This is a genomic window from Paenibacillus sp. FSL K6-2859 (assembly GCF_038008265.1).
GTDB classification, from domain to species: Bacteria; Bacillota; Bacilli; order Paenibacillales; family Paenibacillaceae; genus Paenibacillus_AQ; species Paenibacillus_AQ nitricinens.
The window spans coordinates 5,932,777-5,948,979 of the sequence record NZ_JBBOYU010000001.1; the positions used below are offsets into that span (position 1 = coordinate 5,932,777).

At 42.7% G+C, this 16,203-nt stretch carries 10 protein-coding genes; 3 read left to right on the forward strand and 7 right to left on the reverse strand.

The genetic code is table 11. The features are described 5' to 3' along the window. Positions 1–63 precede the first annotated feature (63 nt). The 7 genes from MHB64_RS26355 to MHB64_RS26385 all read right to left on the reverse strand — a co-directional run bounded on the left by MHB64_RS26355 (position 64) and on the right by MHB64_RS26385 (position 13,285). A complete protein-coding gene (locus MHB64_RS26355; RefSeq protein WP_341135724.1) occupies positions 64–2,733 on the reverse strand; it encodes a copper amine oxidase N-terminal domain-containing protein in 2,670 nt (889 codons plus the stop codon). 179 nt (positions 2,734–2,912) lie between these two features. Then, positions 2,913–4,985 carry a peptidoglycan D,D-transpeptidase FtsI family protein gene (locus tag MHB64_RS26360; RefSeq protein ID WP_445671623.1) on the reverse strand — a complete coding sequence of 691 codons (2,073 nt, stop codon included), beginning with the start codon at positions 4,983–4,985 and terminating at the stop codon, positions 2,913–2,915. Between the two features lie 543 nt (positions 4,986–5,528). Next, positions 5,529–7,598, reverse strand: a complete 2,070-nt coding sequence (locus MHB64_RS26365) for an iron ABC transporter permease (protein ID WP_341135726.1) — start codon at positions 7,596–7,598, stop codon at positions 5,529–5,531. Further along, on the reverse strand, positions 7,595–8,617 hold the full coding sequence (locus MHB64_RS26370) for an ABC transporter substrate-binding protein (RefSeq protein ID WP_094871834.1): 1,023 nt from the start codon (positions 8,615–8,617) through the stop codon (positions 7,595–7,597). Before MHB64_RS26370 ends, MHB64_RS26365 begins: the two co-directional genes overlap by 4 nt. A 208-nt stretch (positions 8,618–8,825) precedes the next feature. Next, positions 8,826–9,665, reverse strand: a complete 840-nt coding sequence (gene licT, locus MHB64_RS26375) for a BglG family transcription antiterminator LicT (RefSeq protein WP_341135727.1) — start codon at positions 9,663–9,665, stop codon at positions 8,826–8,828. A 67-nt stretch (positions 9,666–9,732) separates the two neighbouring features. Beyond that, on the reverse strand, positions 9,733–11,598 hold the full coding sequence (locus tag MHB64_RS26380; RefSeq protein ID WP_341135728.1) for a beta-glucoside-specific PTS transporter subunit IIABC: 1,866 nt from the start codon (positions 11,596–11,598) through the stop codon (positions 9,733–9,735). Between the two features lie 274 nt (positions 11,599–11,872). After that, positions 11,873–13,285, reverse strand: coding sequence for a glycoside hydrolase family 1 protein (locus tag MHB64_RS26385; protein ID WP_280788502.1), 1,413 nt, complete (start codon positions 13,283–13,285; stop codon positions 11,873–11,875). Between the two features lie 112 nt (positions 13,286–13,397). Between MHB64_RS26385 and MHB64_RS26390 the strand changes: the two genes are divergently transcribed. Genes MHB64_RS26390 through MHB64_RS26400 form a run of 3 tightly spaced genes read left to right on the forward strand, consistent with a single transcriptional unit; the run spans position 13,398 to position 16,146 of the window. Then, entirely contained in the window at positions 13,398–14,366 is a 969-nt protein-coding gene (locus MHB64_RS26390; RefSeq protein WP_094877118.1) for a LacI family DNA-binding transcriptional regulator, read from the forward strand. Between the two features lie 59 nt (positions 14,367–14,425). Beyond that, complete coding sequence (locus MHB64_RS26395; protein WP_341135729.1) at positions 14,426–15,097, forward strand: response regulator transcription factor; 672 nt, start codon at positions 14,426–14,428, stop codon at positions 15,095–15,097. After that, positions 15,094–16,146, forward strand: a complete 1,053-nt coding sequence (locus MHB64_RS26400) for a HAMP domain-containing sensor histidine kinase (RefSeq protein ID WP_218832786.1) — start codon at positions 15,094–15,096, stop codon at positions 16,144–16,146. The genes MHB64_RS26395 and MHB64_RS26400 overlap by 4 nt, the downstream gene beginning before the upstream one ends. Positions 16,147–16,203: the final 57 nt, after the last annotated feature.

Below are 16,203 nucleotides of genomic sequence, written 5' to 3' on the forward strand. Positions count from 1 at the left end.
TACATAAAAGAAAAGCCTGACCATGAATGGCCAGGCTAAAAATCCGTACTTCACGCGGTGAAGCTAAATTTCAAACTCTTCTGTTGAATTTGAAAGACCACCATTCTGTACACCACTATTATTGGCTACAGCAAGAACATACACCTTATATTTGACACCTTTAACAATTGAATCTCCATTAACATCCCTTGTCGCAGTGAATGTTGAACGATTCGTCCCGTTAGGGATTACCGACGAATAATAAGAGGAATTCACCGCAAGAGCATCCGCCGTACCAAACCCTTGTTTAGACGGAACCACCAATACTCGGTATTCCGAAATATTGCTCTCATTGGTGGATTTGTCGAAACTGATCAGGATTCTACCGCTACCTATTTCTTCTTTATACGTCACATTGGTTACAGAGACCACTGGAGTCTTGTTTGCCAACAAAGTAATCGTCGAAGACTCCAAGGACAATGCATTGGAACCTGAATAATTATTACTACCCACAGTTAACACATACACTTTATAACTCACTCCAGCCTTTATCACGTCACCACGAACATCTCTGGCGGAGGAATCTAATATTTGACTGGTGCTGTTGCCTGAAGTATTTACCGTTGTATAGTTAGAACTGGATACATTATTCGCATCGGACAGGCTAAAGCTGCTGTAATAAAACGTTGGTACCACCATAATTCGGTATTGGTTAATGTACGTTTCATCTGTGGCGTGATTAAAGCTCACTTTCAAATCTCGGCCATCACCATAGTCATTATCATCGCTAACATTTAAGTTTGTAACAGCCTTCAAGCTGGTATTATTAAACAGTGTAACTATAGATGAAGCGGAAGATAGCTCATTAGAATCCCTATAATTTCCATTTACAACAGATAATACATACACTCTATAGCTACTTCCACTCTTTATCAGATCACCGAGAACATCTCTAGTTGACGAATACAAGACCTGATTGGTAGAAGACCCACTTGTACTAACAGCTGTATAGTTGCCACTTACTACATTATTAGCTGCGTATAAATCAAAACTGCCATAATATGACGTCGGAACTACCATAATTCGGTACTGACTGATATAGGTTTCGTCCGAAGCATGATTAAATGACACTCTCAAATCTCGGCCATCTCCATAATCATAAACGTCGCTGACACTGAGGTTATAAACTGTACTCACACTGGAATCATAAATTAATGTAATTACCGATGAAGCATTCGAAAGAACATTCCCTCCTGAATTACTTCCGCTTCCAATAGATAAGATATATACCTTATAGCTGACTCCATTCTTTATCAAAGCTCCACGTACATCTCTGGCTGAAGAGCTCAATGTTAGGCTGGTGGAAGTACCATTTGTACTAACCGCTGTATAGTTGGCAATTGAGACATTATTTGCTTCAGCTAAACTGAAGCTACTGTAATATGACGTTGGAACGACCATGATCCGGTACTGGCTAATATTGGTTTCGTCCGTCGCATGAGTAAATGACACCCTTAAATCTCGGCCATCATTATAGTTGCTAACGTCGCTGACAGTTAAGTTAGAACCCCCTATGTTGGACAGCGTAATTGCTGAGGAAACAGAAGACAATACATTATTAGCTGCATTACTGTTATCCATCGCCATGACAAACACTCTGTAGCTGACGCCTGTTTTAACAAGAGCTCCGTCCACATCTCTGGCTCCTGAGGATAAAATTTGGGTAAGATTATTTCCCGTCTTGCTGACTAACGTGTAATTAGCACTGGTCACATTATTTGCTGCAGCTAAATTAAAATTCGAATAATTAGTAGCTTTGACAACAAATATCCGATAAGAACTTACCTTCGACTCATCTGACAGCTTATTGAAGCTGACCGATAAATCTCTTCCATCCCCATAATCGCTTATATCATTCACTTGTACATTATTTATTGCCGCTACAGTCTTATTCACTAGTGTCATAGTGGAGGATCCACTAGAAAGTGTACTGGCATTACTTCCTTTGCCAACCGTCAAGACATAAGCCACATACGCTTGATTACTCTTAATTGAATCACCATCAACAGTCCTCGAAGCAGAAGTCAATTTAATCGAAGGATTAGTACCTGTTGGTAATACAGTAGAATAATTGTAAGAGGTTATCGTTTGTGCGGACGACAAGTTGAGAATATTCCCTGATTTCACAATCAAAACACGGTACTGATCCACTAGTGACTCATTTGCCGCTCGAGTGAAGCTAACCTGAAGATCACGACCATCACCGAAATCACTCACATCCTGCGCTACTACGTTGGATACTGGGCCTGCATTTCCAACGTTAGAGGCTGAAGTCGTTATAGTTACAACTTGCGTCTTGGGGTTCCATCCCACTTCATGGCCCAGTGCTTCACTGACGAACCTTGTTGGGACCATCGTTCTCCCCTTCAGATTCAAACCAGGCACGTCTAGCGTTACAGCCTTATTGTTAATAGTGGCGGTCTTTGAGCCAATCTTTAACATAATCGTTGTATCATCTTTCGTTGCGGTTACAGTTTGTGCTTTTTGATCCCACTTGATGGTGGCATTAAAAGCTTCAAAGATAGCCCGCAACGGCACCATCGTCCGCCCCTTCACCATCACTGGTGCTTGATCTGTAGACAATCGAACCCCGTCAATAATAATACTGATCGGAGTAGCAGCCTTTACAGAGGATTGAAACATCATCGGAAAGACTACTAAAACTACTAAAATTGAAATCCATAACTTCTTCACAGACTCACCCTCCTGGAATGACGAATACATTTTTTACCTACTCCTTTGACGCTTCTAACTATATAAAAGTTTCATGATTTACTGGTTACAATATTTTAATCTAGACTCAGCTCCATTAATCGATCACAAACCCTCTTGGAAAAAGAAAAAGGAGAGCGCGGAATGCGCTCTCCCATCGATTATTCGTTCGTATTTTTCACAATATTCTTCTTCGGAATTCCGTCCAATCCATACTCCCAATCATACGCATCAAAGATTTTCCTAGCGACAGGTGCGGCGCTATTTGATCCGAACCCACCCTCAGGAATGACTACAGCCACAGCAAGTTTTGGATTGTCACGTGGTGCAAAGGCTATAAACACTCCGTTATCCCGGTTAACTTTTTTACTATCCGTTTGTTGTGAAGTCCCTGTTTTGCGGGCAAAATCATAAGGGAAATCGCCGAAGGCACTTTTAACGTCACTGTTCATCCCTTTCTTGATTTCCCGCCAATAGGATGGATCGAAATGGGTCACTTCATCAAGCACTTCCCGTTTGAACGCTTTGATAACCTTCCCATCTGAATCAGTGATTTTGCTTACCAGCTGCGGTTTAATTCGTTGCCCTTCATTGGCTAAAGTAGCCGCATATTGGGCTAACTGAAGAACTGTATAACGCCCCTGCTGTCCAAAAGAAGCATACACAAGCGCAGATTGAACAGATCCAGCTTTCGCTTCAGCCTTATAATTCAGATCGCCCAGGTATTCCCTAGGTAAACCTATACCTGTTGAAACACCAAGACCAAATTCCTTCATATAGGTGTCCCATACATCGATACCTTTAGACTTGTACTTGTCATACAATTTTTTCCCAATCATATCAACCATATATACGTTTGAGGATTTTTCAATTGCCGTGTAAGGATACAAAGAGTGGTATACATGATTCGATGAATTCCTTACAAAGGTCTCATGTCCCTCTCTACCAAATGAGGTGATTCCTTTATCTTGGTAAGTAGAAGATGTATTGATAAAGCCCTCTTTTAATCCAATCAGTACACTCAATGGTTTTATGGTCGAGCCGAGCAGCACCGTGGATTCGAAATTATGCCCCGATCTTCCTGATGAAAAGGGAGTGATCGTTCCGTTTTGATAATGTTTTTCGATTTGTTCATACTTCTCCGGTAAGATCGAACCCGTAGCCCAATCATTCGTATCATAGTCAGGCATACTCGCCATCGTAATAATATTACCTGTATCGACTTCCATGGCTACAGCGTAACCTGTTAAAGCATCAGGATGTGTTTCCCCCTGTACGGTGTGCGAGTGCAACCACTGAATCTGCTCTTTAATGGCCTCTTCGGTCTTCAGCTGAATTTTTTTATTTATCGTAGTCCAGATATTACTCCCTTTAACCGGAGGTTCAACACTGACGATTTTTTCCGCCATATTCTGCGGATCTACCGAAACTTCCTTATAACCATTCTGTCCTCGAAGCTCCTTCTGGTATTGCAGCTCCAAGCCATCAAAGCCTACTAGTTCATCCTCTTTATAGTTAAGACCAGGGTCCTGATTAGTTTTCATCGCCTGAAGTACATCCTTATAAAGATCTAAACTAGTAGAGGATTTAAAAAATTTCACATAACCAACCGCTTGTACAGCCACCGTATCGGCATCATAATGCCTAGAGCTTTCCTCTAACACCTCAAGATTGGGATATTCGTTTTTGTGCTCCAAAAAATAAGCAATTTCTTTCTTGGATAAACCTGATTTAATTCTTCGTGCCATATATCCAGATGATTTTTTAGAATATAAATCCATAACCTCAAGGATCTCTTTTGCTGTAATTTTTTTCTCATTAGGATCACCATAGGTTTCGAAGGCAGCTGCTAACTTGCTAGCCAGTGTGTTTGATTTATGATTTGCCTCGGCAGTTAATGTAGTTTTTCGGGTCGTTTTATCTGTTTTTGTGGCAGTATATTCTTTTTGCAAAGTGAGATATAAAGATTGAACGGGTGTAGAATAGGCCAATTTCTCACCTTCAGCTGCGAGGATATTCCCTCTCATTGCTGATAATGGAACTATTTTCATATCCCTATTAGCCTCGGCTTCAGTAAACTTAGATCCTTCGACAAATTGCAAGACTGCAAGACGAAGGATAATCACACAAAAAATAATAAAAGTGCTAAAGAAAAAAATATTGATTCTTAATTCACTAGAGTTATTTGTAGCTTTACTGTCGTCTTTTATACCTTTTCTGTCGAAGAGTCTCACATAATCCCGCTCCCTATTTCCAAAATTCTACAATATAGGTTCTAAGTATAAACTAGCAAACTGAAATATACAAAATTAAGAATAATAGTTAAATAATTGTTCACAATCGATAATATCCAATTAAAAAAAACAGCAATCCTCAATATGCGAGAATCGCTGTTTTTTTGTAGACGTTGGGTGGCCTGCAACTATGAATTGTCATCATTTGCTGAGGTTTAAGGACTCAAATGACGTTATTTGCAAGTTTTTAGCCTTTGGAGCTTGAATTCGACCTCCAGCGACGTTATTCCTTAGTAAGAGGGGCAAACTGAATAATTTTTATGCCAATAGCGGCTATGCAGTCATTTCCCACTTCAGATACGGAATAAAGCTGATTTAGGGGTGGCTGTGTCCGATAGCGCAACTGCGTATGTGTAAGCTCCTCATCGAATGAAACGAAGTTTAAGGCGATCTAGATCGAGGAAGCCCTAATGAATTAGGGGATGCCCCAATGACCATTGTTACGGCTTTTGGAACACCCCCTATTTTATCTTATAGTAAAATCTATACTTTTCTAACCTGAGACCGATACATCAAGAACAAGAAATACGGGGCTCCGATCAACATTATAATAAGACCCGATGGGATTTCTTTTGGTGCCATAATGGTTCTTCCCAGCGTATCCGCAATCACGAGCATTATTCCGCCAAGTAATCCTGACAGAACAATGGATCGTCTCGTGTGATGTCCAATCATCATCCGTACTGCATGCGGCGCCATGAGCCCGAGGAATCCTATGGTTCCTACACTTGCAACGGCTCCCGCTGCAAGCATCACACCGATAATCATCGTCCACAGCCGAGTTCCTCGAACGGGTAGTCCTAAACCTGTTGAACTCTCATCGCCAAATGCTAGCAAATCGAATTTACGCCCCAAATAATATGCCAATGGAACGAGTACAATCAGGAAAATAAACAAGCTATTAAATTGATTCCAGCTTCGTCCGTAAGTCGAACCCGTTAACCAAATTAAAGAGCTGCTGCTCCATAAACTGCCCTTGACGATCATAACCTGTATTCCCGCAGAGGCAATCGCTGATACCGCGATCCCAAGCAGAATCAGGACAGAAGGATTCAAGTCTCTACGCCAGGCCATAAAAAACACAAAAGCCGCTGCCAGTGCACCACCTGCAATTGCTGCAATAGGGACCGCTAATACCGTCAATGCCGGAAAAGCGATCATCACGGTTAGCGCTCCTAGTCCAGCACCCGAAGTCACACCAATAATGGACGCGTCGGCCAGCGGATTTCGGACAGCGCTTTGAATCAAGACACCACTAATGGCAAGCGCAATACCGCCTCCAGCCGCAACGAGTGTACGTGGAAGTCGTAAATTCAGCAGGACGGAATAAGATCCATCACCGCTATGGACAAGACTGCTTAGCAGATCGCTAATTGGTATTTTGGTTCCTCCAAGTGACAAACTCACAAGGATAACAACAATGAGCAGTATGCTCATGAATATCACCGCCGGAACAAAGCGCATCCGAAGCGCTGTCCCTCCTATATTCATAGATGACTGACCAGCACCTGAACCCGATATATTTTTCATCTTGGTCAGCACCAGCCAAATAAGCCACGGCGCGCCAATAATCGCCATTACTGCACCAACCGGCATTTCACCCACACTGCTGCGCACTACCCGCGCGAGCGTATCCGCTGCCGTAATGAGCAGGGCTCCCCACAGCGCACTTGCAGGAATGAGCAGGTGATGCTTTCGAATACCGCTAAGCCGAACCAGATGTGGAGCCACCAGACCAACAAATCCGATCGGACCAACCACGCTGACCACGACCGCAGCCAACAATACCGATAAGCCTAGACCTAATCCCCGTGCCAACCCAACACGTTGCCCAAGTGAACGGGCTGTGGACTCATCGAGCTCTAAAGCATCAAATTGTCTGCCTCCGAGCACAGCGGCTATAAGCAGTGTAATTACAAAAGGCCAGGCATACTTCACACCGTCCCAATCTAGTTGAATCAGTGATCCTGAACCCCATAAGAATAAATTTTGCGTTTCGTTCTTGTTAAAAATATGTAGGGCGGATGTAAATGCTCCGAGAACCATAGACACGATCATACCTGACAAAGCCAATCTGACAGGTGTAGCCGCTTTACCTCCACTCAGCAAATAAGCAGCTAAAGCTGCAAACAATCCCCCTGCAACTGCCAGCAAGAATGGGAATTGATGCTGCAAAGCCGGGAAAGTAACCATACCAAGAACAACCATAAAATAAGCACCGGCATTAATCCCCAATGTATCTGAGGAAGCGAGCGGATTCTTCGTTATCGTCTGCAGTAAGGCTCCAGCCGCTGCCAGAGCGGCACCAGCCAGAAGGCCAATCACCGTACGCGGCATCCGAATATCCCAGAGCAGATTATGTTCCATCACATCCTGGCGGTTCAGCAATCCCTCCAACACCGTAGCTGCCGGGATTTTGGCTTCTCCAAAGCCTAGACTAAGAATGGATAGAACAAAGAGGGCGGCAAGGCCGCCCCCAAATATTCCAATGATTCGCCAGGTCATTCCACTTGAGGCCTCTTTGCTACTCTTCCCGTTCATAAATGCACTCATTTCGTTAATGTATTTACAACTTCATCCACGATAACTTTAGAGGAGATCGGGCCGCCGAACACCCAAGTAGTACTGCTCAATCCGAAAGTACGATTCTCTTTTACAAAGTTAAGTCCGTTCCAAACGGAATTATCCTTCAGTTCTTTCGTGAAAATATTATCATCCTTCTGAACGATATACATCAGGTTAGTATCCTGAACAGCTGGCAACGCTTCAACAGTTGAGGTACTGAATCCGTAAGCTTCGAATTTCTCCGGTTTCCAGTCGTTCTTCAGACCAATCCGATCCAATGTTTGTACCGCAAGTGAGTTATCTGTAAACAGACGCAACGTTGCTGCATTTTGATAGCTGTAAGCTTGGGTCAGTACATAGTTCAAGCCTTCTTTCCCTACTTCAGCCAGCTTTGCCTTTGCATCCGCATAGTGTGTATCCAAATCAGCAAGAACCTTATCGGCTTCTGCAGTTTTGCCTACTGCCGCTGCAATCGTTTTGAAGGTTTCTTCCATCAAAGTGTACTGATCGCCTTCTCCTTCATTCGGATACAGACCGAAAATCAGTGTTGGCGCAATACCTTTTAGTTGATCATAAATTCCTTCGTGCCCACCCGTATTGGCAATAATCAGATCAGGCTTTAATGAAGCAATCGTCTCCAGATCTGGCTCATCACGGGAACCAACATCAGTCACATTTGCATCAAGTGGTGCTTCAGAAGTCACATACAGCTTATAGTTCTCGTTATCGGCATTACCTACTGGCTGCATTCCTAGCGCAATAATATCCTCCGTAAAGGTCCATTCTAATACCACAACCTTTTGCGCAGGTTTGTCCAGCGTAATCTCACCTTTAGAATCTTTTAGTACAATAGGTCCGCCTGTAGATTCAGTGCTCGTTTTATCAGAGACCGTATTGTCAGCTGCTCCTGTATTGGATACCGCATTGTTCTTTGAATTATTTCCACAGCCTGCTACCACTAATATGACAGCTATAATCATAAATAAACTGATTAACCTTTTGTGCATTTTCTTTATCCCCCTGTATTTTAACTATCGAAGTTGATTCTATGATAATTGTTATCAATCTATTGATAATGATTATCATAGAAAATCATACTAGTTATCTTATACGTGTTTTTAGCGAAAGTCAAAGTTAAAATTTAATATACAGCGCCTAGCCCCTAAAAAAGAAGTCCTAACAAATCAAGGCCTCCTTGATTTGTTAGGACTCTCCCTACTCCATGATCTGATTAGTGATTCTTTCAACGTGAATGGTGAGATACAGCATTTCATCATTTGTTAATTCACGGTTGTAGGTTTTGTCGATATAGATTTTAATTTTCTCAACACTTGCAAAAGCTTCCTTATATTGCTCCTTCACCAAATTAAATAAGCCATTCTCATTATCAGGCGGTGGAGTACCATTAATGAGGCGTTGCGCGAAAAATTTCAAATGAGTAATAAAGCGGTAATAGGCAAGGGATTCTTCATCATATTCTAGCCTGAAATGATGTTTCACGATATTTAAGATGTCGTTCATAATCTTCGTAATATTTACCATATTGGGCATTTCTTCGTTTAATTCAGCATTTACCAGATGGAGAGCAATATGTCCTGCCTCATCCTCAGGTAGCCTAATACCGAACTTGGAATGAATAATTTGCAGCGCAGCCTTCCCAACCTCGTATTCTTCCTTGTAGAACCTTTTAATTTCCCAAAGCATAGCGTTTTTAATCTTCAGCCCTTTTGAGAAGCGCTCCAAGGCAAAACTGATATGATCGGTCAGACTAACATAAATACTATCGTCCAGCATTTTACCGAGTTGTAGCTTGGCAAAGTTGATGATCTCTTCTGATAACTCCATATGCTCAATTGGAATCTCAGAAAGCAGCGTTTTTAGCTTATCTGAAAGCTTTTGATTGTTTAAAGTAAATATCTTTTCAATTTTCTCTTCCGCTAAGAAGTCTCCTCGCTTTTTCTTAAAGGCAAGTCCTCTCCCCATGATTACCAATTCAACATTGTGATCATCTATGACAGTAACAACATTGTTGTTCAACACTTTCTCAATCCGCATATTACAGCTCCTTGCAATCCTTTCCATTTTGCGTAGCTAGTCTGTTGTTATAATGTTCGACAAAAGATCAAACTACAACAGTCATCAAATCCACACCCGGTGTGATAGCCGTTTTCTTGGTACCAATCACATCACTATAATTAGCAGTATTGGTGATAATGATCGGTGTTGTACATTGATAACCTTCATTTTTTATTTGTTCAAGATCAAATTCAATCAAGAGTTCACCCTGTTTGACGGTTGTTCCCTCTTCAACTTTCACATCAAAATATTTACCTTTTAATTTCACAGTTTCTATCCCGATATGAATCAGGACTTCAACGCCCTCGTCTGATACTACGGCAATACAATGACCTGTTCTAAAAATGGTGGATACCACCCCACTAACCGGTGAGTAAAGCTTACCTTCAGTAGGTTCGATGGCCATGCCCTTGCCCATTGCTTCAGAGGCAAAAGCCGCATCATCTACGGAGCCTAAAGGAATTACGTTACCAGCTAGAGGGCTGACAACGGTTGAACTTTTCACAGCGTGAGGGAGAATAACCTCGCTCTTGTCAGTATTCGTCTTTTCTGCGACATCATTCACTTTTTCTTCTACAGCATTCACTTTCTTTTTATCTTCATAACCAAACATCATTGTAATCACCATTGCCAAAATAATCGTCACACCAGCAATGATCGCTTGCACTGCTAATGGAGAAAATGCCGGAAGACTTAATACACTCACAAAGGCGAAGACTTCCATCTTCACTTTGAAAAGACCACTAAGTGCGCCACCTATACCGCCAGCAATGGTTACATATATAAAGGTACGTTTGTAACGAGTCAACAATCCGTAAATAATAGGTTCAGTTACACCTGAGAGCGCTCCTGGTAAAAATGTACTAGCAGCCAATGTTTTCAACTGTTTATCTCTTGTTTTCAGGAAGATCCCCAAGGCTACACCAAGTTGGGCGAAAATAGCCATACCTGCCATTGCATAGATCGGATCTCCGCCCTTAGCAATGTTCTCAAGAATAATCGGTACAAGCCCCCAGTGCAATCCGAGCACGGTCAAATACGTCCAAGAGATCCCTACTATTGCCCCCGTAACGATACCGCTCTTTGTACTGAGGAACAATATAGCATCTCCAATTAAGTTCCCTACATTCACGCCAAAGGGTCCGAAAGCCAACAGGGTTAAAGGCACAATCACAATAAAACATATCATTGGAACCAAGAACATCTGCAAATCCTTGTGTATAAACTTTCTTAGTTGCTTATCCAGTAAAGCGTATATACAGATGGCGATAAAAATCGGAAATACGCTTGAGGAATAGTCTGACATGACTAAAGGAATTCCTAAAAAATGTGGAGATTCAACACTCGCTAATCCCGTAATGTTAGGTTCAAGCAAGGCTGCACCGATACTACCACCCACATAAGCATTTACACCCAGTCTCATCGATAATGTAATACCTAAGAAAATTGGCAGAAAATAGAACACAGCATTACTAGCACCAGCCAATACTTTATAAGTCTCACCGTCTGCCGCTAAAACATTTAACGAAGTCAATACGGTTAACAGCGCTTTCAACATACCCGCACCTGCTAAGGCACCAATCAGTGGTGAAAAACTTCTAGAAATCACATCAAAAATCAGAGTCCCTAGCGGTTTCTTTACCTTTTTCTCACCAGAGTCACTACTAGGGGAAATGGATTTAGCAATCTCTTTATAAACATCAGCTACATGGGTACCCACTATAACCTGGAATTGTCCCCCTTTGCTGACCACTCCAATAATCCCTTTCATTTTCTCCAGATTTTCTTTATCCACTTTTTGTTCGTCGTTAAGTGTGAATCTTAGTCGAGTGGCACAGTGGATCACGTTATTAATATTTTTCTCCCCACCGACAGATTGAATAATGTCTTTACCTAGCTGCTCATAACTCATTTTCGTACACCCCTTCGGTAACAGATCAGATCAATTAATCACGGAACACAGTGAACGAAAAAAAACCTAAATCACATCCATGCACGAGAGAGAAATCTCCCGTTAACATAAATGAAACTTAGGTTTTGCCTGCTATGCAGTAGCAATCCTGATATCCGATTAATTTATTACTTACAAATTAACATGTCCCATTAGCCATGTCAACGATAACCATAATTTGCATAATAAAAAGTCCTGATCATCAAGAGGATCTTGACGATCAGGACTTTCGCTATTATAACAGGCTCTGCCCGTTAGATTCAATCACTTCTTTGTACCAATGGAAGGACTTCTTGCGGAATCTTTCCAGCGTACCTGAACCATCATCATGACGGTCCACATAAATGAAGCCATAACGTTTCTTCAGCTCGGCGCTTGTTGCACTGACCAAGTCGATGCAGCCCCAGCTTGTATACCCCATAACTTCCACGCCGTCGGCAATCGCTTCCGCCACCTGTACCAGATGATCTCGTAAATAATTGATCCGGTAGTCGTCGTTTATCACCTTTTCACCGCTTCCATCTACAACGAGCTGATCCACGGCACCCAGACCATTTTCCACAACAAAGAGTGGCTTCTGGTATCGGTCATAGAACATATTCATCACATAACGTAAGCCCTGCGGATCGATTTGCCATCCCCAATCACTCGCTTCCAGATACGGATTTGGCACCCCGCCTAACAGGTTCCCTTCCCCTCTGATCTGTTTCTCTGGATCAGCCGTTTCACAAGTGCTCATATAGTAACTGAACGATATGAAATCCACGGTATGCTTGAGAATTTCTTCGTCCCCTGGCTCAAAATGAATGTGAATTCCGTTTTCTTTGAAGTAACGCTTCATGTATCCCGGGTAATATCCTCTAGCATGAACATCTGCAAAGAACATATTTTTATGATCACTTTGCATCGCTCGGATCAAATCATCCGGATGAGGAGTGAGTGGATAAATCGGCATACTTAGCACCATACATCCTATTTTAAAATCAGGATTGATCTCATGGCCGATCTTCACAGCCAAAGCGCTTGCTACGAACTCATGATGAATCGCCTGATACAAATCCTGCTTGCTCAATTGTTCCAATGGCGTGTTGATCCCACCGCTCATAAATGGGAACTCTAGAATGGAATTGATCTCGTTAAAGGTCAGCCAATATTTAACCTTGTCCTTGTAACGATTAAAGATCGTTCGCACATAACGCTCGTAAAAATCTACCATTTTGCGATTAACCCATCCATCGTATTCTCGTGCCAGATGCAGCGGAGTCTCATAATGGGAAATCGTTACTAACGGCTCGATACCGTATTTATGACACTCGTCGAATAGATCATCATAGAACTGCAGGCCTTTTTCATTTGGCTCCAGCTCGTCCCCTTTCGGGAAAATTCGGGACCAGGCAATAGATGTCCGAAATACTTTAAAGCCCATTTCTGCGAACAGCTTAATATCTTCTTTATAGCGGTGATAGAAGTCGATACCTATGAGCTTCATGTTATCGTCGGTAGGAACCTCTGTAGGAGCAGATTTAATTCCGTGTGGCATAACATCTTGGGTAGACCAGCCTTTTCCATCTTCCTGGTATGCCCCTTCAAGCTGGTTAGCAGCTACAGCACCGCCCCATAAGAATCCTTCTGGAAATTGTAAGTTCATATTTCTTCCCGCCTTTGCTATTGTGATAGTATAGGATTACTGCTCTAATCCGAATCCTAACTCTTGGAACGCGTTACATGTCAAGCATTAATCATGCAAAGGAGAGAAGTCGATGTCTACTCTTGACGAAATTGCTAAGCTATCAGGCTTTTCTAAAGCTACGGTATCCCGAGTTCTGAACGATTCCCCACATGTCAGCAAGGAGACAAGAGAGAAAATTCTCGCCATCATGAAGGAGACGGACTATGTTCCCAATCGGAATGCTATTTCTTTATCGAAAGGCCAAACTCAGCAAATCGGCATGATTACCTTAGACCTAAATGAGCTTATTCTGTGCTTTATGAACAGCTTCGTCGAAATTTCCGGCCATTACGGGTATCAGACGATTATTTATACCACTGGCGGAGATAAGCAAAAAGAGCTTCAAGCGTTCGAAGATCTTAAACAAAAAAGAGTCGACGCCCTGCTTATTTTGACCGCTGTTAACGATAAACATGTCATAACTTCCTACTGCAAATACGGACCGATCGTGTCATGGCAGCGCATGGACCATCCTGAAATCCCTTCCGTTGCCATGAACCAATATGATGGATATGCACTTGCTCTGGAGCATTTGATAGAACGAGGGTATAAACGTATCGCCAATGCTTTTGGCCGTCCTAGCAGCATTAATACTCAGAGCCGAAGATTAGCCTACGAACAAATCATGTCCAAATATAATCTTCCCGTCCTCGAGAAATGGTATTACACCACTATTTATGGAATTCAAGACGGAGAGCAATTAGTGAAGACATTCATGGGACAACCAGAACCGCCGGATGCCATTCTATGCGCCAATGATTTGGTGGCGGTAGGTGTTCTCAGCGAAGCTCGCAGGCAGAAGCTAGATGTGCCAAGGGACCTCGCCATCGTTGGTTTTGACAATTCAAAGCTGTCGCAGACGCTCGGAATAACCACTATTCAGAATCCGATTGCGGGACAGGCAGAGAATGCTTTTCTTTTGCTGGCTCCTGCATTGCTTGGACTGGACATGGAGCTGCAGCCACTGTCGTTTCAACTGATTGAACGGGAGACAACCTAACTAAGTCTGCCCAATCTCAGAATGCAATGAAATCTTAAGCTAAGTATTGGAGTGAAACCATGATTAAGATCCTTGTTGTGGAAGACGATAAGCATGTCAGAAAGCTGATGAACGCTGTCCTGAAACGGGAAGGTTATGAAGTGTTAACAGCCGAGAATGGCATTCAGGCATTGGAAGTTCTTGAAGTCCAGCACATTGATCTGATTATCCTCGATATCATGATGCCTGGAATGGATGGTTACGAATTCGCCGAAGAGCTAAGGAATGCCAACAACATGATCCCGATCCTCATGGCAACGGCCAAACAGCTTCCAGAAGATAAGAAAAAAGGATTCCGTCTCGGAACTGATGATTATATGACCAAGCCTGTAGATATAGAGGAAATGCTGTTGAGAATACAAGCCCTTCTGCGCCGCTCGCAGATTGTAAGCGCCCGGAAGCTTATTGTTGGTAAAGTCATTCTTGATTTCGATGCGTTAACAGTAATTCGAGACAATGAAAAACAGACACTTCCTCAGAAGGAGTTCCATCTCCTCTATAAGCTTCTATCCTATCCAGAGCGCATTTTCACTCGAATCCAGTTGATGGACGAAATCTGGGGGATGGACAGCGAAACTACAGACACTACGGTTAATGTGCATATCAACCGCTTGCGGAAACGGTTTGAGAACTATCCGGAGTTCGAACTTGTGTCCGTCCGCGGTCTCGGATACAAGGCGGTGAGAACATGATTAAAAAGCTAAGCAACAAAATCAGCCTGCCGATCTACTTCTCGCTTGCTGTATTTATTATTTTCCTTATTACAGTGCTAATCACCGGAATCCTAACCTATCTGTCCTTAGTCTTTGGCCTGCTGGATGAACGGATTCTCCAGGACAAAAAAATCCTAACCTTGATTATATTGATTGCCTGCACCATTATCGGTACCGTCACATCGGTAATTACCAGTCGCAGGATGCTGAAATCAATCCGCACATTTATTGATGCGATCGACCAGTTGGCCGGAGGGGACTTCTCTATGCGGCTGCAGCTCAAGCACCCTCCAGAATTCAAAATTCTCTCCGAGAATATTAACCGGATGGCTGAGGAACTAGGTGGTATTGAAATTCTGCGTACAGACTTTGTAAACAATTTCTCCCATGAATTCCGTACTCCGATTGTGTCGATTAAAGGGTTCGCTGAAATCCTGAAGGATGATGAGCTGAGCAAGGATGAACGAAATGAATACCTAGATATTGTTATCGAGGAATCTACCCGTTTGGCCGCTCTGGCCTCCAATGTCCTGAATCTCTCCAAAGTAGAGGCACAGGCGATATTAAGCGACCGGCAGCCCTTCAATGTTGGAGAACAAATTCGCCAATGCGTCCTGCTGCAGCATACTAACCTTACGAAAAAACATATATCCTTTAAAGCCAACGTGCAGGACTATATGGTACCCGGAAATAAAGAGATGCTGAACCAGGTCTGGCTGAATTTATTGGACAATGCGATTAAATTTACTCCAGAGCATGGCGAAATCGAAGTGACCATGAGGCGGTTGAAAGATCAGGTCGAAATTACATTCCGTGATAATGGAGTAGGCATCAGTCCAAGTGCACTTCCAAAAGTCTTTGACAAGTTCTATCAGCAAGATACCTCTCACTCTTCTGCCGGCAATGGCCTGGGGCTTACGATAGTCCGAAAAATCATTGAACTGCACGGCGGAACCGTCACCTGCGACAGTGTTCCGCTGCAGGGAACAACCTTTACGATGCTACTCCCTGCCTCATCTAAGCCTTGATAGAACCTTTGGGTTCTTTCAGGGCTTTTCATTTTTTTCAGCAAAAGTTAACTTTCA

What these genes read in the sequence shown, in the direction of transcription:
- MHB64_RS26365 (WP_341135726.1), bottom strand. Translation starts at nt 7,598, where the DNA reads ATGAGTGCATTTATGAACGGGAAGAGTAGCAAAGAGGCCTCAAGTGGA.
- MHB64_RS26395 (WP_341135729.1), top strand. Translation starts at nt 14,426, where the DNA reads ATGATTAAGATCCTTGTTGTGGAAGACGATAAGCATGTCAGAAAGCTG.
- MHB64_RS26380 (WP_341135728.1), bottom strand. Translation starts at nt 11,598, where the DNA reads ATGAGTTATGAGCAGCTAGGTAAAGACATTATTCAATCTGTCGGTGGG.
- licT (WP_341135727.1), bottom strand. Translation starts at nt 9,665, where the DNA reads ATGCGGATTGAGAAAGTGTTGAACAACAATGTTGTTACTGTCATAGAT.
- MHB64_RS26400 (WP_218832786.1), top strand. Translation starts at nt 15,094, where the DNA reads ATGATTAAAAAGCTAAGCAACAAAATCAGCCTGCCGATCTACTTCTCG.
- MHB64_RS26370 (WP_094871834.1), bottom strand. Translation starts at nt 8,617, where the DNA reads ATGCACAAAAGGTTAATCAGTTTATTTATGATTATAGCTGTCATATTA.
- MHB64_RS26385 (WP_280788502.1), bottom strand. Translation starts at nt 13,285, where the DNA reads ATGAACTTACAATTTCCAGAAGGATTCTTATGGGGCGGTGCTGTAGCT.
- MHB64_RS26390 (WP_094877118.1), top strand. Translation starts at nt 13,398, where the DNA reads ATGTCTACTCTTGACGAAATTGCTAAGCTATCAGGCTTTTCTAAAGCT.